Annotated in this window: 12 protein-coding genes; 5 read left to right on the forward strand and 7 right to left on the reverse strand. The window is 73.1% G+C overall.

The window, feature by feature from the left end:
- Window positions 1-224: 224 nt before the first annotated feature.
- The 4 genes from ACWC09_RS38765 to ACWC09_RS38780 form a co-directional block, all read right to left on the reverse strand.
- Window positions 225-4,859: a hypothetical protein gene (locus tag ACWC09_RS38765; RefSeq protein WP_450855744.1), complete on the reverse strand. Its 4,635-nt coding sequence runs from the start codon at window positions 4,857-4,859 to the stop codon at window positions 225-227.
- Window positions 4,860-4,896: 37 nt separating this feature from the next.
- Complete coding sequence (locus ACWC09_RS38770; protein ID WP_450855745.1) at window positions 4,897-5,787, reverse strand: hypothetical protein; 891 nt, start codon at window positions 5,785-5,787, stop codon at window positions 4,897-4,899.
- Between the two features lie 31 nt (window positions 5,788-5,818).
- Window positions 5,819-7,348 carry a hypothetical protein gene (locus tag ACWC09_RS38775; protein WP_450855746.1) on the reverse strand — a complete coding sequence of 510 codons (1,530 nt, stop codon included), beginning with the start codon at window positions 7,346-7,348 and terminating at the stop codon, window positions 5,819-5,821.
- Window positions 7,349-7,439: 91 nt separating this feature from the next.
- Window positions 7,440-8,135 (reverse strand): GntR family transcriptional regulator, encoded by a 696-nt coding sequence (locus ACWC09_RS38780; RefSeq protein WP_450855747.1) that lies wholly within the window; start codon window positions 8,133-8,135, stop codon window positions 7,440-7,442.
- A 174-nt stretch (window positions 8,136-8,309) separates the two neighbouring features.
- On the opposite strand from ACWC09_RS38780, the gene ACWC09_RS38785 reads away from it, so the two are divergent.
- The 5 genes from ACWC09_RS38785 to ACWC09_RS38805 are packed head-to-tail and all read left to right on the forward strand — an operon-like array spanning window position 8,310 to window position 12,697.
- Window positions 8,310-9,605 carry an MFS transporter gene (locus ACWC09_RS38785; protein ID WP_450855748.1) on the forward strand — a complete coding sequence of 432 codons (1,296 nt, stop codon included), beginning with the start codon at window positions 8,310-8,312 and terminating at the stop codon, window positions 9,603-9,605.
- Window positions 9,602-10,438: a putative hydro-lyase gene (locus ACWC09_RS38790; protein WP_450855749.1), complete on the forward strand. Its 837-nt coding sequence runs from the start codon at window positions 9,602-9,604 to the stop codon at window positions 10,436-10,438. The genes ACWC09_RS38785 and ACWC09_RS38790 overlap by 4 nt, the downstream gene beginning before the upstream one ends.
- Before the next feature lie 20 nt (window positions 10,439-10,458).
- Window positions 10,459-11,217 carry a LamB/YcsF family protein gene (locus ACWC09_RS38795; RefSeq protein ID WP_450855750.1) on the forward strand — a complete coding sequence of 253 codons (759 nt, stop codon included), beginning with the start codon at window positions 10,459-10,461 and terminating at the stop codon, window positions 11,215-11,217.
- The gene (locus tag ACWC09_RS38800) at window positions 11,214-11,831 is read left to right on the forward strand and encodes a 5-oxoprolinase subunit B family protein (protein WP_450855751.1); all 618 of its coding nucleotides are present in this window, start codon (window positions 11,214-11,216) and stop codon (window positions 11,829-11,831) included. The genes ACWC09_RS38795 and ACWC09_RS38800 overlap by 4 nt, the downstream gene beginning before the upstream one ends.
- Complete coding sequence (locus ACWC09_RS38805) at window positions 11,828-12,697, forward strand: 5-oxoprolinase subunit C family protein (protein WP_450855752.1); 870 nt, start codon at window positions 11,828-11,830, stop codon at window positions 12,695-12,697. The genes ACWC09_RS38800 and ACWC09_RS38805 overlap by 4 nt, the downstream gene beginning before the upstream one ends.
- Window positions 12,698-12,797: 100 nt before the next feature.
- Here the strand turns inward: ACWC09_RS38805 and ACWC09_RS38810 are convergent, their stop codons facing one another.
- Genes ACWC09_RS38810 through ACWC09_RS38820 form a run of 3 tightly spaced genes read right to left on the reverse strand, consistent with a single transcriptional unit; the run spans window position 12,798 to window position 15,942 of the window.
- Complete coding sequence (locus ACWC09_RS38810) at window positions 12,798-13,646, reverse strand: SGNH/GDSL hydrolase family protein (RefSeq protein ID WP_450855753.1); 849 nt, start codon at window positions 13,644-13,646, stop codon at window positions 12,798-12,800.
- Window positions 13,643-14,800 carry a glycosyltransferase gene (locus ACWC09_RS38815; protein ID WP_450855754.1) on the reverse strand — a complete coding sequence of 386 codons (1,158 nt, stop codon included), beginning with the start codon at window positions 14,798-14,800 and terminating at the stop codon, window positions 13,643-13,645. The genes ACWC09_RS38810 and ACWC09_RS38815 overlap by 4 nt, the downstream gene beginning before the upstream one ends.
- Window positions 14,797-15,942, reverse strand: a complete 1,146-nt coding sequence (locus ACWC09_RS38820) for a glycosyltransferase family 4 protein (protein WP_450855755.1) — start codon at window positions 15,940-15,942, stop codon at window positions 14,797-14,799. Before ACWC09_RS38820 ends, ACWC09_RS38815 begins: the two co-directional genes overlap by 4 nt.
- Window positions 15,943-16,158 lie beyond the last annotated feature (216 nt).

Below are 16,158 nucleotides of genomic sequence, written 5' to 3' on the forward strand. Positions count from 1 at the left end.
TGCGCACGGGCGTGGTGTCGACGCCGAGCAGCACCGCCCGGGCCCTGCGCCGCGCGCGGCGCAGGGCCCGGCGTCAGGCGAGGGCCACCGAGCGGACACAGGAGCGAATACGCCGACGGGGCGGCAGCGGACAGCTGTCGCACTCCTGAGGGCCTGCGGCGGGGGCGTGCAGGCGTGGGTGCCCGTCGCGTCCCCGAGGGTCAGGAACCGGTTCGGCCGGTTGATCAACCTGTCGTCGGCGCCGGCCTCTTGAACATCCGTGTCGCCGTGATCTCGCTGTGCACCGCTTCGCCCTCACCCGCCGGAGCCTGCTGGGGCAGCCCTGGCCGGAGATGTTCCTCCACGCTGATGTACTTGAGCCCGGCCCGCAGGTCGGCGTCATTGCGCAGCCGGATCACCAGGGGGAACTCCGCCAGCGCGGTCGTGTCGAACAGGCCCGTGGTGTACAGGAGTTGGACACCCAACGCGTCGGACACGGCCCGCTGCAGCTCCAGCAGATACGTGGCGTTCGCGCGGCCGATGGGGTTGTCCAGGAACAGCGTGCCGGCGTGTCGGTGCTTGTCGCGGCCCCGGTCGTTCGAGCGCAGCGCTGCCATCGTGCAGTACAGGGCGATCGCGGCGGTGAGCAGCTGACCGCCGGAGAACACATCGCCCATCTGCCCGACGGGGACACGCTCGGCGCGCAGCACGGCGTCCGGCTTGAGGATCTCGACGGCGACACCCTTGGGCTGCAGGGCGGCGGCAACGCCCCGCAGCAGCAGGGACATGCCGTCGCGCCGCAGGTCGGAGTTCTTCTTTACGGCGGCCCGGGTCGCCTCGTCGATGACCTCGCCCAGCCGCTCGGTGAGCGTGGCCTGGTCGGGCTCCTCGAAGCGGATGCGCAGGAACTCCTGCCCGGACCACTCACCGAGCCCCTCGGGCAGCCGCGACAGCCGCTGGGCGGATCGCAGGGTCGCCAGGGCCGACTCGACAAGCCCGCGCAGCCGGTCGACGATCGAGTCGCGGTTGCGCTCCAATTGAGCCAACTCGTCGGTGAGGACGCGGAGTCGGGGCGCGAAGGCGTCCGCCCACTTCTGGGCGTGCTCGGGCAGGGCGGAGGCGGGCAGTTCGCGGATCTGCTGGCGTGCCGGCGTGCGCACCTGCTCGTAGCGGGTGGAGTTGGCGTGCCGGACGAGGACATCGCTCGCCTCCCGTACGGCGGACTCGGCGGACGACAGATCGGCGGCGCACCCGCGCAGCGAGCGGCGGGCCTCGGCCGCGGAGTGACGGGCCTCCTCCAGGGTGCCCGGGTAGGGCTCCGGCTCCGTCTGCTCCTCCTCGGAGATGTGCTCGCGCAGCAGGTCGCGCAGCATCGCGGCGATCTCGTCGAAGCCGCCGGCCGCGTCCTCGGCCGCGCGATGGGCGTCGAGAAGCTCGGCGTGTGCCTCCCGGGCCTGGGCCAACGCCTCGGTGCGGGAGGCCAGTTCGGCCGTCGCGGTGCGCAGCAGGGCCTGGGCGTGCTCGGCGTCACGCGGCTGGAGCTCCTCGGGCAGCTCGGTGTGCGCCTCGCCGTCCTCGGGCGCGTGCCGCTCGGCCTCGCCGCGTAGTCGGCCCAGCTGCTCGCTCGCGGTCGACATCCGGGTCTCCAGGAGCTGCACCAGCTCCTCGGCCCGAGTGGCGGCGGCCTGGCGGGACGGCCCGTCGGAGCCGTCCGGGGACTGGAGCAGCTGCTCCGCGCGCGTGCGGACCTTGTTGCTGAGCCGGTCCAGCTCGGTGCGGGCCGCGCTCTCGTCGCTCTCCGCGCGGGCCTGTTCGGCGCGCAGGTCGGCGCCGACACCGACCTTCTCGTAGACCTGGGAGGCGGCCCGGTAGGCCTCGCGGAGGGCGGGCAGCGACGACTTCGGGGCTGCCGCGTCGTCCTCCGGTACGTCGTCGGGGGCTCCCGCGATCTCGGACCGCTCGGCACGCAGCGCGCGGGCGGTACGGCGGGCGTCGTCGGCGGCACGCTGAGCGGCGCGCCGGTCCTCGTCGGCGGCCCGGGCGCGCTCCAGACAGACCTGGGCGCGGGCTTCGGACTCGGCTCCGTCGTCGGCCAGTTCGCGCAGCTTCACCTGCCACCCGGCGCGCTCGCGCAGCCGGAAGGCGAGCCCGGCGAGGGCGTCGGCGGCACGGCGGGCCTTCTGGGCGGCCTCCTGCCGCTCGTCCCGCACCTGCGCGGCTTCCGAGGCCGCCTCGTCGGCCTCGGCCCGCACCGTGCGCGCTTCGGCCAGCTCGGCCTCGGACTCCTCGGCGAACGCCCCCGCGTCCTGCGCGGCCTGCGCCAGCTCGACGAGCCGTCCCGCCGGGCAGCCGGTGCGCCAGGAGGCGAGCCGTGCCGCCAGTTCGCGGTCCTTGCCGAGCCTCGCGGCGAGCGTCCGGATCTCCTCGTCCCGCTCGGTCGCCCGCACGCGCAGCGCCTGCCGCTCCTCGTCGGCGGCGTGCTCGTCGTGCATGGCCGGGTTCGGCGGTACGAGGAATACGTCGGAAGAACGGCCGTTCCGGGAGTCGGTGGCGGGCGTCGGGGCGAGCAGGGCGGCGGCCGTGCCGACGGCCACGGCGGACCGTGGGAGCAGGGCGGCGTCGGCCAGTGCGTCCCGGGCACGCGCGTGCGTGTCGGGGTCGGTGATGATCACGCCGTCGACCAGCTCGGGGCGGGCCGCCAGTACGCGCGCGTGGTCGGCGGGGTCGACGGCCTGGGCGAGGTAGCGCCAGCCGGGCAGTGCCGGGATGCCGTGCTCGCCCAGGAACTCCACCGTGGCCAAAACGTCCGGGCCCGGCGGGAGCAGCCCACCATCACCGAGCGCGCCGAGGATGCGGGAGTCGTCGGCCGCGGCCGTGCGCAGCTCGAAGAGGTGGCGTTCGGCGGAGGAGACGGAGTCCTCGAGCAGTTCGCGCAGTTCGTCGGCGAAGCGGTCGAGGTCCTCGGGGGTGAGGGCAGGCTCGCTGCTCTCCGGGTCGTGGCGTGGCTGTGGGACCGAGGACCGTGCGGACGCGCTCCCGGACAGGCTCAGCAGCTCCGCCAGCCGCTCCTCGGCGGCCAGCCCCTCGGCGAGGCGTCGCTCGGCCTCGTACGAGCGCCGGGTCGCCGTGGCCGTGTCCGCCGCGCGGGCGGCCGTCAGCTCGGCGCGGGACTCGGTCGAGGTCGCCTCGCGTGCGTGCTCGGTGGCTTTGCGGGAGGCCTCACGGGCGGTGTCCCAGGCCGCCACGGCCGTCTTCTCGGCGTCGCTGGCCGCGAGGGCGGCGCGGGCCGGGTCGGCGTCGGGCGCGCTGTCGTCGAGCCAGCCCGCCCGCACCGCCTCGGCGGTCTCCTGCTCGACCTCGGTGAGGCGCTGCCGCAGATGCCCGATCTCACTGCGGGCGCGCTGCGCCTCCGTGGCGGCGGCGGTCGAGTCCCGGTGGGCGGCCTCGCCGACCTCCTGGAGGGCGGCGGACCGCTCCTCCTCCTCGTTCGCGAGGGTCTCGGCGCTCTCGGCGGCCGAGTGCAGGGCCCGTACGAGATCCACGGCGGCCCTGGCTCGGGCGGCGAGGGCGGGGGCTGCGTCCCGTTCGGCCTCCTGGATGGCGGCGGCCACACGCGCGACGCGGTCGGCGGCGGCGCGGTGGCGCAGTACGGCCTCGGCGGCCTGCCAGGCGGAGTGCAGGGTGCGCGCGTCGGCGAGCTCGCGCTTCAGTCCGGCGGCGGACTTCTCGGCGACGGCGAGCGCCAAGGAGGCGTTGCGGTAGGCGAGTTCGGCGGCGATCAGCGCGCTGCGCTCCCGGGCCGCCTCGGAGTGCGTGACCGAGTACGCGGCGGCGGTGACCCGCTGGGCGAGGTCGGCGGCCCGTACCCGCTCCTGCACGCCCCGCGCCGACAGCCGACGGGCCAGCGTGCGCGTGCGGCGCTCGGCTCCGGCATGGATGTCACGCGCGCGTGCGCGTGCCTCGGCGGCCTCGACGATCCGCCCGAGCAGGTCCACCGACCCGGCGGTGAAGTCCCGTTCGGCGATCAGCTCGGCGCGTCGTCCCAGCTTGTTGCCGAAGCCGCTGACCAGGTCGGCGAGCCCGTCCGTGTCCCGGGTGTCCGTCACGGCGCGCAGCAGCAGGTCGGTGAAGTCGGAGTCCTTCTTGACCGCGAAGAGGCCGGCGGCCTCGCCCTCGTCGGCGTTCATCTCCCGCTGGTAGCGAAAGAGTTCGGGGTCGAGGCCGAGGTCACCCAGGTGCTCGATCCACCGGTCGTGGATCTCCTCCCAGTGCACCTCCAGGTGCGGATACGCCTTGCCCGCCTCGGTGATGGCGTCCCGGAAGCCCTTCATGGTGCGGCGGCGGCCCTGCGCACCGGACTGGCCCTCGACGGCCGGCCGTACGGAAGTGGCCTCGGCGACCGGCAGGTTGTCCAGCGACAGGCCGGGGCCCGGCCGGAACGAGTACCAGGCCTCGGCGAACTTCCGCGGGTCGTTGGAGACTTGGCGCCCCCGCCACTCGCTCACCTTGCCGACGACCACGCACTCGCCGGTCAGCGTGTGCTGCCACTCCAGGGCGACGTGCCCGCAGTCGTCGGCGAGCAGGAACTTGCGCAGCACACCCGAACTGGCGCCGCCCAGAGTGTTGCGATGGCCCGGCAGCATCACCGAGAAGATCAGCTTGAGCAGGACCGACTTGCCGCCGCCGTTCTCCAGGAAGAGCACTCCGGCGGGCGCGGGGCGGCGCGGCGGGCCGACGGGGTCCTCCTCGAAGAACTCGGCCTGGGTGGGCGCGGGGTCGGGCACGGGCTCGCCCACGCCGCGCAGGTCAAGCACGGTGTCGGCGTAGCGCGCACCGGCGGGACCGATGGAGTAGAGGCGGACCCGGGACAGCTCGTACATGGCGGACTCTCGTAAGTCTTCGGCAGGTCGGGGAGGTTCAGGAGTGCGACGACGCGTGGAACGGCAGCCCGGCGTCGGCCGCCAGCTCCAGGTCGTCGGTGTCCTCGGGCGGCAGCAGCGTCGGGGTGCCGTCGGTCACCGGGACGACGCCCAGCTCCAGCAGCTCGGCCATCGCGGCGCTGCCCGCCATGTCCCGCACCTGGAGCTGGTAGCGGGCGGTCGTGCGGTACGTACCGCCGTTGTCGTCGCCGGTGCGCTGCAGGAACCCGGAGTCCGTGAGGAAGGCGACCGCCTTGCCGACGATGCCGGTCGTGGAACCGGCGAGTCTGCGCGCGTCCTTGGTGGCACCGGCGGCGCTGCGTCTCGCCCAGATCCGCCAGGCGGCCTCCAGCCCGGGCGCCTCGGTCGCCGGGTCGGTGTTCTCGCCCTGCTCCTCGGCGCGCTCCTCCAGCCGCCGGCAGGCCTGTCGCACGAACGCGTCGACGCCGTTGACGGTCACGCGGCCGATGTATCCGTCGTCGGCCAGGTCCTCGGGCCGCGGGAACGCCATGGCCGCGACGGCGAGATGGGCCAGCCCGTGCAGGAACCGGTCCCCGCCGTCCGCGGACGTACGACGCGCGTAGTCCCCCATACGGACGGCGAACACCGAGTCCTCGGCGGCGGTCACGGCCATCCCCGCGCGCGGGGACACCTCCAGGACCACAAGGCCGAGCCCGGCGGCCACGGCGTCCGCGAGGCGCGCGAACGCCCCGTCCTCCCGGTACCGTCGCAGCAGTTCCGCGTACTCCTGGTCCCGCGCGGGCTGCACCTTGGGCTGCAGCCCGAAGGCGACGAGCCGCGCCGCGTCGGCGGCGTCCGCGGGGGTGACGGCACTCGAGGCCGACGGGGCGGGGGCTTCCGTCTCACTCCACTCGATGTGCTCGGTCACTGCTCGGGCTCCTTGTCGCGTCGTTGCTCACTCATGCTGCTTCCGTCCGATCGGCTGCCATCCCCGCCGCGTCCAGCAGCGCGGTGCCCACGATCAGGTCGGCCCCGCCGAACTCGGGATCGTCCAGCTCGGTCCCGTCGTCCACGGCGAAGAGCAGCTTCTCCTCGCCCTGCCGATAGGCGGTCCCCACGGCGGGGCTGGCGGCGTGGACGGCCAACAGGGCGACCAGATAGGGCAGGTCGAGGTCCCCGGTGCGCCGCGCCTCGGCGAGAAGCCCCGACAGGCGTCGTGGCGCGTCCGCCGGCAGATCGAGCAGTTCCTTCGCCGCCGCCAACTGCGCCTCGCTGAACCGGCTGTCGTCCGGCGTCGCGATCAGATCCGGCTCCGGCATCTCCGCACCGAGGTGCTCCCGCTCCACCGGCGGTGTCAGCAGTATGTCGACGAGGTCGGACACCCGGACCGACACCGGCGTACGGAAGCCGGTCCCGCGCGCGAAGAACGCGTCCGTGACGCGGACCGCCTGCTCCAGCGGCAGCGGGAGGATCGGCGCGACCAGATGCCCGTACAGGTCTATCCCCGAGGACGTCATCGGTGTGGCGAAGGCCTGTCGGTCCTGCTCGGCCCGGAACAGGGGCCCGGCCTCCAGCAGCCGGGACTGCAACTGTGTGTGCCGCCGGATGCAGTCCTTGACGATGTCGACGAGCTCGGCCGCGCGCCGCTTCTGCTCGGGGTCCTCCGACTCGTCCCGCGCCTTGCGGATGTTCGTCAGGATCGCGTTCTCGTGGCGGTAGCGGTCGGCCACGTGGTCCAGCGCCTCGGCGATCATGTCGGGCACGGAGTTGAGCCAGTCCACCGCCCGGACGTTGCGCCGGGTCGCGTCGAGAGCCCGGCGGAGGGTCTCCGAGTACTGCACCGTCCGGTACCGGGCCTGCTCGGCGGCGAGCTGGGCATCGGCGAGACGGCCCCGGTTGATCAGGACCTCCAGCTTGACCTCGGCGGCGATCTGGGCGCTGGTGACGTCCGTGTCGAGGGCGCCCACGAGGACGTTGACCGCCTCGTCCGTCGTACGGAGATAGACCGTGCCGCCGGGACCCGGCACCTCCTCGATCAGCTTGAAGTCGTAGTCACGCCGGACGTAGCTGCCGTCGGTCGTGAAGGTCCCGTAGACCGCCCGGAAGCCGCGGTCGACGCTCCCGACGTTGATCAGGTTCTCCAGGACCCAGCGGGCCACGCGCTCGTGCTCGGCGACCGGGCGCTGCGGGGCCTGGGCGGCGATGCGCGGGATGAGGCGGGCCACTATCTGGTCGTGGTCGGCGCCCGTGTCGAAGTCCATGTTCAGGGTCACCAGGTCGATGGCCGAGAGGGCCACCTCCGCCATGCCGTAGACCGAGTACTCACCCGCGAGGTTGGCCTTGCGTGCGTCGAGGTCGTGCAGCGGCGCGGTGCAGGCGAGCGCGCGCAGCCGCCGCGCCAGTCCTTCGTCCGCGGCCGGGCCCGGGGCAGGGCGCGGTCCCGCGGTGAACTGGGGCGGAACACTGTCCGTCGTTGCAGGCGAAGTCACGGTGCACAGACTAGGTCCTCGCTCTGACAACGACCCAAACGACGCAGATGCACCCTGGCGTCACGGTTGTCACACCCCTGGGACGGTTCCCCTACGACTCCTCGCCGACCCGCCTCCGGTACACCTCGACGACCCGCTCCAGCGAGTCCTCCAGGTAGACCGCGAGCAGCTTCTCGGCCTCCCCCCGGTCCCCCGCCGCCAGTGCCTGGAGGATCTGGCGGTTGCGGGCGAGGTACGGCTCGTGGAGGGCCTTCGGGTCGTCCACGACGTGGAAGGCCAGCCGCAGTTCGGCGAAGACACTGCGCATGAGTTCGTCGGTGCGGGCGCTGCCGGCCAGGGACACCAGTTCGCGGTGGAAGTGGATGTTGGCCGTACCCACCGTTTTCCAGTCACCTTCGTGCGCCGCCCGCAGACCCTCCTCGACCGCACCGGTGAGTGCCTGAAGGCCGTACGGCGGGTCGCCGAGGCCGCGGACCACGGCGCACTCGACGAGGCCGCGGGTGCGGTAGATGTCCTCGACGTCCTCGACGGTCAGGACCCGGACGAAGACACCCCGGTTCAACTCGTGCACGAGCAGGCGTTCGTGGGTGAGCAGCCGGAACGCCTCACGCAGGGTGTTGCGGGAGACCCCGAGGGCGCCACCGATGCTGTCCTCCGACAGGCGGGTGCCCGGCGGGAAGAAGCCCTCGGCGATACGGCTCCGGAGGATGTCCGAAACCCGTTCGGCGGTGCTGGTGCGGCCCAGAAGGGCCCGGTCCTCCGCGAGTGAGGTCAGCTGCTCTGCCATGCCGGAATTCAATCGCAGATTACAAGAACGAAACAACATGGGTATTGAGGGATCGTTGAACAATCCTCTACGGTGCTACTCGCGGCGCCGCTCCGATCACCGCGGCGCCCGACCGCTCCCGCACGGCACGGCTCACTTCTGAAGCACCCTCCGTCCTCCCTCTGCGAGGTGCCCATGAGCACGACCCCTCCACCGCAGGCCCTGGCCACCGGCGCACAAGCCGGCGAACTCTCCGATCACGACGGCGCGTTGGGCTGGCTGCGCGCCCTGGGACCACAAGGCCGCCGCGCCTTCGCGGGCGCCTTCGGCGGCTACGCCCTGGATTCGTACGACTACTTCACGCTCCCGCTGAGCATGGTCGCGCTGTCCGCCTACTTCGGGCTGAGCAGCGGCCAGACCGGCCTCTTCACGACCGTCACGCTCGTCGTCTCCGCGGTCGGCGGCGCTGTCGCGGGGGTGGTGGCGGACCGGGTCGGCCGGGTCAGGGCACTGATGATCACGGTGATCACCTACGCGGTCTTCACCGTGGCCTGCGGCTTCGCGCCCAACTACGAGACGCTGCTGGTCTTCCGCGCCCTCCAGGGTCTCGGCTTCGGCGGTGAGTGGGCGGTCGGCGCGATCCTCGTCGCCGAGTACGCGAGCGCCAGGCACCGGGGGCGCACCCTGGGCGCGGTCCAGAGCTCCTGGGCCGTGGGCTGGGCGCTGGCCGCGATCGTGTACACCCTGGTGTTCTCGTTCGCCGGTGCCGATCTGGCCTGGCGCATCATGTTCTGGACGGGCGCGCTGCCCGCGCTGCTGGTGATCTGGATGCGACGCCGGGTGCACGACGCCCCCGAGGCGGTCGCCGTACGCGAACAGAGCGCGGAGAAGGGCTCGTTCACGGCGATCTTCAAGCCCGGCCTGCTGCGCACCACGATCTTCGCCGGTCTGCTCTCCACCGGGGTCCAGGGCGGCTACTACACGCTCGCCACCTGGGTGCCGACGTATCTGAAGACCGACCGGGGCCTGTCGGTGGTCGGCACCGGCGGCTATCTGACGTTCCTGATCTCCGGCGCCTTCCTCGGCTATCTGACCGGCGGCTACCTCACCGACCGGCTGGGCCGCCGCCGCAACATCTGGCTGTTCGCGCTGCTGTCCGCGGTCTGCATCCTGGCGTACGCGAACATCCCGCACGGCGCCAACACCCTGCTCCTGGTGCTCGGTTTCCCGCTGGGGTTCTGCATGTCGGCGATCTTCAGCGGCTTCGGGTCCTATCTGAGCGAGCTGTACCCGACGGCCGTACGGGGCACGGGCCAGGGCTTCACGTACAACACCGGGCGGGCCGTGGGCGCCGTCTTCCCCACCACGGTCGGCTTCCTGGCCGACAGCTGGGGCGTGGGCGGTGCGCTGGTGTTCGGTGCCATCGGCTACGGCATCGCGGCGCTGGCGCTGCTGGGGCTGCCGGAGACGCGCGGGAAGGAGCTCACGTGAACCGGAGCGAGGACACGGTCACCGACCGCCCCCTGACCCTCGTCGACGAGCACGCGCACGCGTGGAGCCCGAAAAGCGCCCGGGCCCGCTTCCGGAAGGGGCTCACCGGCCCCACCGCCGGGGTCGCGGCGGGCCACACCCAGGTCAACCTGATCTCGGTGCCCGCCGACGGGGCGTACGACATGCTGCTGTTCTGCCAGCGCAACCCCCAGCCCTGCCCGGTGCTCGACGTGACGGACGCCGGCTCCTGGTCCACGGTCCTCGCCGCCGGCGCGGACCTGCGCACCGATCTGCCGCGCTACCGGGTGTGGCGGGACGGCGAGTTGGTGGACGAGCCGACGGACGTGCGCGCGTACTGGCGCGAGGACCTGGTGTCGTTCCTGATCGGCTGCAGCTTCACCTTCGAGTGGGCGCTCGCCGAGGCCGGGGTGCCGATCCGGCACATCGAACAGGGGCGCAACGTTCCGATGTACGTGACCCGTCGGCAGTGCAGGCCGGCGGGACGGCTGCACGGCCCCATGGTGGTGTCCATGCGGCCGGTGCCGCCGCAGCACCTGGCGGCGGCGATCCGGGAGAGCGCCCTGCTCCCGGCGGTGCACGGCAGCCCCGTACACTGCGGCGATCCCTCGGCGCTCGGCATCGACGACCTAGGCCGGCCCGACTTCGGCGACCCGGTGGACAGCGAGCCGGACGACATCCCGGTGTTCTGGGCCTGTGGTGTGACCCCGCAAGCCGCGGTGATGGCCTCGCGCCCGCCGTTCGCCATCACCCACGCACCCGGACAGATGTTCCTGACGGACGCCCGCGACGAGCAGTACCGCGTCGTGGCCTGAGCAGAAGACACGAAGGATCCATGACCTCGATCGATCTGAACGCCGACCTCGGCGAGGGCTTCGGCCGCTGGCGGCTGACCGACGACGAACAGCTGCTGTCCGTCGTCACCAGCGCCAATGTGGCCTGTGGGTTCCACGCCGGGGACGCGGCCACCATGCGGCGGGTGTGCGAGCTGGCGGCCGAGCGCGGCGTCCGGATCGGAGCCCAGGTCTCCTACCGGGACCTCGCGGGCTTCGGGCGGCGTGCGATGGACGTGCCGCCCGCCGAGCTGACGGCCGAAGTGGCCTACCAGATCGGCGCCCTGGAGGTCTTCGCGCGCGCGGCGGGCACGCGCGTGTCGTACGTCAAGCCGCACGGCGCGCTCTACAACCGCGTCGTGCACGACGAGGAACAGGCCGGCGCGGTGGTGGACGGCGTCCGGCTCGCCGACGCCACCCTGCCGGTGCTCGGGCTGCCCGGCTCGCGGCTGCTGGAGCACGCCGCGAAGGCGGGCCTCCCGGCCGTCACGGAGGCGTTCGCGGACCGCGCGTACACCGAACAGGGCACGCTCGTGCCGCGCGGCCAGGACGGTGCCGTGGTCACCGATCCGGAGACGGTCGTGGAGCGCTCGGTGGGCCTGGCCCGCGAAGGAGTGGTCGCCTCGCACTCCGGTACGCACGTCGTGGTACGCGCACGTTCGCTCTGCCTGCACGGCGACACTCCGGGTGCGGTCGAACTGGCCCGGCTGGTGCGACGGCGCCTGCAGGAGTCCGGAGTCCGTGTCGAGGCCTTCGCATGAGGGCCCTGCGCGTCGGCGACGCCGCCCTCCTCGTCGAGGTGTCCTCCGGCGAGGAGGCGCAGGCCCTCCACGCGGAGTTGCTGCGCCGCCGCGCGGAGGGCTCACTGTCGGTCCGTGAGATCGTCCCGGCGGCCCGCACGGTCCTCCTCGACGGCCTCACCGACCCATCCCGCCTGGCCGCCGAACTCACCACCGCCGACGTACCCCCCGCTCCCTCACGCGCGCGCGAGGCGATCGAGATCCCACTGCGCTACGACGGCCCGGACCTGGCCGACGTAGCCGCGCACTGGGGCGTGCCCGAGCACGAGGTGGCCCGCATCCACGCGGACACCGAATTCACCGTCGCCTTCTGCGGCTTCGCCCCCGGCTTCGGCTACCTCACCGGCCTGCCCCCGCACTACGACGTCCCACGCCGCGCGACCCCCCGCACGGCGGTCCCGGCAGGCTCCGTGGCGCTCGCAGGCCCCTACACGGGCGTGTACCCGCGCTCCTCGCCGGGCGGCTGGCAACTGATCGGCAGCACGGACTCCGTCCTGTGGGACCACGCGCGCGTACCGGCCGCGCTCCTGTCACCCGGCACACGCGTGCGCTTCGTCCCGGCGGTCCGCTCATGACGGACCGCGCACTCGTGGTCGTACGCGCCGGAGCCCTCACCACCGTGCAGGACGAGGGCCGCCCCGGCCACGCCCACCTCGGCGTCCCCCGCTCGGGTGCTCTTGACGGCTTGACGGCGGCCCTCGTCAACCGCCTGGTCGGCAACCCATCCGAGGCGGCCGTCCTGGAGACCACCGTCAACGGCTGCGCCGTACGCCCGCGTTCGGCGGTCGCGGTGGCGGTGGGCGGCGCTCCCTGCCCGGTCACGGTGAACGGCCGCCCTGCCGCCTGGGGAGCACCGGTCCACGTGCCCGCGGGCGCGCTCCTGGAGATCGGTACCGTCATCTCCGGAGTACGCAGCTACCTGGCCGTCTCCGGCGGCATCACCGTCGACCCGGTACTCGGCAGCCGCTCCACGGACCTCCTGTCCGGCCTGGGCCCGCCAGTCCTCACGGACGGCTCGGTGCTCCCCCTGGGGGCACCGAGAAACCTCCACACACGCGTGGAGGCAGCCCCGCAGCCGGCCCCGCCGACCGAACTCGTCCTACGGGTGACACTCGGCCCCCGCGACGACTGGTTCACACGAGAGGCCGTACACACCTTCACGTCCCGCACGTACCGGGTCTCCCCGGCCAGCAACCGCATCGGCCTCCGCACGGAAGGCCCCGCCCTGGAACGAGCCCTCCCCGGTGAACTCCCCAGCGAGGGCATGGTCCTGGGGGCGGTCCAAGTCCCGCCGGACGGCAGACCGGTTGTCTTCCTCGCCGACCACCCGACCACCGGCGGCTACCCGGTGATCGCAGTGGTCCACTCACAGGACCTCTCGGGCGCAGCCCAGGCGTCCCCCGGCACGCCGGTCCGCTTTGTGGGCATACGGCGGCGGTGACGCCGCCAAGGGGGCGCGGGGCTGTGTCGATTCGCGGCTCCGGCGCGTGGGCGCGAGAGGCCCCCACGCATCCACGGAGACCCACCGACCCCACAACCGTTCACACCGCGTCCGCCGGCTCCACGACGGACAACGCAGCCAACGCCGCCGTCACGGCAGCCGACGCCCGCACGTCCAGCCGCGCACTGGTCCCCCGAGCCCGATGCCGCATCTCATCCGCGGCCAACGTCATCAGCTGCGGCAACAGATCGGTACATCGCCGAGCGACCCACGCAGTCCCCGCGGTCGCCAACCACCACAGACTCGCCGACCGCGGAGGCACCGAGAACTCCGGCTCCGCCGAAGGCACGGCGCCCACACCGACCCCCGCCTCGGCCAACAGAGAATGAAACCGCACCGCCAGCTGCCGATGTCCCCGCTCGCCGGGGTGCAACCGGTCCGCACTCCACATCGCCCGGTCCGTGATCCAGTCGGCCTCGGCCGCATGCAGATGCACCGCTCCGTAGCGGTCGGACAGCGCATGGACCACCCGGTTGACCGCCCGCTGCCGCCGGGCCAGTGGACGGGCCAGCGAACCCGGCAGCCCGAGCATCGACCCGGGGTCGGGCAGACAGGCCGTGAGCAGGGTCGCGCCCTGCCCGGTGAAGGCGGCGTACACCTTGTCGAGCCGTTCGGCGACGGCATGGATGTCGAACGTGCAGCGCAAGGTGTCGTTGACGCCGATCACCACGGAGGCGACGTCCGGCTTCAGGGCCAGCCCGGCCGGCGTCTGCTGTTCCAGCACTTCCCGGGTCTGCGCCCCGCTCACCGCGAGGTTGGTGAAGTCCACCGCCCCCTCGGCCAGCCCGCCGGCGAGCAGCGCGGCCCAGCCGCGCCACCCGTCCCCGACGGGATCGCCCACGCCCTCGGTCAGCGAGTCCCCGAGGGCGACGAAACGCACCGGTCTCATGTCACTCCCCCGGGCACGTAGCGACGCGACGGTACCGTCGCGTCGTGCGCGGCGAGGAACGCGTCGACGGCCGCACCCCACCCGAAGCACTCGGCACGCGCACGTGCCGCCTCACGCCGCTCCCGCTCGGAAAGTTCGAGCAGCATCTCGACGGCGTCCGCGAAGGCGTCCCCGTGGTCGGCGGCGACGGCCCCGGCCGAGCCGATGACCTCCGGCAGCGCGGAGGACGTACTCACCACGACGGGTGTCCCGCAGGCCATCGCCTCCAGTGCGGCGAGCCCGAACGTCTCGGCGGGCCCAGGAGCCAGGCAGACGTCGGCGGAGGCCTGGAGGGCACCCAGCAGGGCCCGGTCGGAGACGTGCCCGAGGAAGGTCACCGGCAACCCGCGCTGCCGTGCCCGCAGTTCGAGCCGCGGCCGCAGCGGCCCGTCCCCGGCGACCACCAGCACCGCCTTCCGGCCGCGCCGCACCAACGCCTCCAGGGCGTCCAGCGCCGTCCCGGGCCGCTTCTCCACGGAGAGCCGGGTGCACGTCACGAGCAGCGTCTCGTCCGCCCGCGCGTGCTCTGCGCGCAGCCCCGGGTCGCGCAGTGCGGGATGCCGTTCCACCAGGTCGACTCCCAGTGGGGCTCGTACGACATTGCGGGCGCCGATCCGTACGAACTCCCGCTCGGCGAACTCGGTTGTGCACACCACGCGCGCGTACGTGTGCGCCGTACGGACGTTGAGGGCGTCGGCGGCACGCCGGGCCGCACCCTCGGACAGACCCCAGGTGCGCAGGACACCGTCGGCCGTCTCGTGGGAGACCATCACGGCGGGGACCCGGTGGCGCCGCGCCCACTTGCCGGTCCAGCGGAGCGTCGTACGGTCGGAGACCTCCAGCCGGTCCGGTGCGAGTTCCTCCAGCAGCGCGGCCACGCGCCGCTTGTCGGTCAGCACGCGGTATCCGCCGGTGCCGGGCAGCAGCGGGCCGGGCAGGGTGATGACGCGCCCCTGCTCGGTGTCCCGGTCGGCGGCGCGCTCGCCGGGGACGATCAGCACGGGCTCGTGCCCGGCCGCCTTGTAGCCCTTGCCCAGCTCCCGCAGAGCGGTGCGCAGACCGCCGGAGGCGGGGGCGACGAAGTTCGCGAGGCGCACGATCCTGAGTGGGGTCATGCCGCCACCGCCGTCTTCTTCCGGGCGGCGAGGACGTCCGCGTAGTGGCCGATCAGCTGGTCGCCGACGGCCGCCCAGGTGCGGCCCTCGACGGTGGCGCGTGCGGTGGCGCCGAACAGGAACCGCTGCTCCGGATCGGCGGCCAGGGACTTCACCGCGTCCCGCACGGCGTCCGCGTCGCGGGGCGGGACGAGGAACCCGGTGCGCCCGTGGGCGACCAGGTCGAGGGGTCCGCCGACCGCGGGGGCGACGACGGGGAGGCCGCTGGCCATGGCCTCCTGCACGGTCTGGCAGAAGGTCTCGAACGGGCCGGTGTGCGCGAAGACGTCGAACGAGGCGTAGATCCGGGCGAGTTCGTCGCCGGTGCGACGGCCGAGGAAGACCGCGCCCGGCAGCGCCTCGGACAGGGTCGGCTGGCTCGGGCCGTCGCCGACGACCACGACCTTCACTCCCTCCAGTCCGCACACTCCGGACAGGAGCTCGACATGCTTCTCGGGGGCGAGCCGACCGACGTAGCCGACGATCAGCTCGCCGCCCGGGGCGAGTTCGCGGCGCAGGGCCTCGTCGCGCAGGTCGGGGCGGAAGCGGACGGTGTCCACGCCGCGCTGCCACAGCTTGACCCGGGGGACGTCATGGGTCTCCAGGTCGTGCATCGAGGCGCTGGAGGGGGCGAGGGTGAGGTCGGCGGCGGCGTGGACGGAGCGGATGCGCCGCCAGGCCGCCGCCTCGCCGGCACCCATGTAGGTGCGGGCGTATCCGGCCAGGTCGGTCTGGTAGACGGCGACGGCGGGGATGCCGAGCCGGGCGGCGGCCGTCATGCCACGGACGCCGAGGACGAAGGGGCTGGCCAGGTGCACGATGTCGGCCCGGTGTTCGACGATGGCGGCGGCCAGGCGTCGGCTGGGCAGGGCGACTCGGACCTGGGGATAGCCCGGGAGCGGGAGGGAGGGGACACGGACGACGGGGCACGGCGCCTGGGCGTCGGGCCCGGTCCCGGCCCGGCCCAGCAGAGCGGTGCTGGCCGGGGCGACGACGAGCGGAGAGTGACCGCGATCTACGAGGTGCCGGGCGGTCTGGAGCGCGCAGTGGGCCACGCCGTTCACATCGGGGGGAAAGGATTCGGTCACGATGACGACACGCATACTGGTGTTCTCGCCGTACCGGACGTGGTCGCGTCAACGTCGATCTTTGCGCACGATGAACGTCCCGTGAGCGTTCCTTCTCACACCCGAGCAGGTCAGACCGTGTCCATGACCGCCTGACCCGCGGGTCACCCCTTGTTCACCCGGCGGCCGTACCGCCACCCGGTGAAAGTGTGCGGTGCAGGCTCCTCATCGGCGGGTGCTGCCCGGTTCTCG

Source organism: Streptomyces sp. NPDC001617, from assembly GCF_053596855.1.

Bases quoted from the DNA above. Each gene is read 5' to 3' on its own strand.
- ACWC09_RS38765 (WP_450855744.1), bottom strand. From the start codon at position 4,859: ATGTACGAGCTGTCCCGGGTCCGCCTCTACTCCATCGGTCCCGCCGGT.
- ACWC09_RS38780 (WP_450855747.1), bottom strand. From the start codon at position 8,135: ATGGCAGAGCAGCTGACCTCACTCGCGGAGGACCGGGCCCTTCTGGGC.
- ACWC09_RS38785 (WP_450855748.1), top strand. From the start codon at position 8,310: ATGAGCACGACCCCTCCACCGCAGGCCCTGGCCACCGGCGCACAAGCC.
- ACWC09_RS38795 (WP_450855750.1), top strand. From the start codon at position 10,459: ATGACCTCGATCGATCTGAACGCCGACCTCGGCGAGGGCTTCGGCCGC.
- ACWC09_RS38800 (WP_450855751.1), top strand. From the start codon at position 11,214: ATGAGGGCCCTGCGCGTCGGCGACGCCGCCCTCCTCGTCGAGGTGTCC.
- ACWC09_RS38805 (WP_450855752.1), top strand. From the start codon at position 11,828: ATGACGGACCGCGCACTCGTGGTCGTACGCGCCGGAGCCCTCACCACC.
- ACWC09_RS38810 (WP_450855753.1), bottom strand. From the start codon at position 13,646: ATGAGACCGGTGCGTTTCGTCGCCCTCGGGGACTCGCTGACCGAGGGC.
- ACWC09_RS38815 (WP_450855754.1), bottom strand. From the start codon at position 14,800: ATGACCCCACTCAGGATCGTGCGCCTCGCGAACTTCGTCGCCCCCGCC.
- ACWC09_RS38820 (WP_450855755.1), bottom strand. From the start codon at position 15,942: ATGCGTGTCGTCATCGTGACCGAATCCTTTCCCCCCGATGTGAACGGC.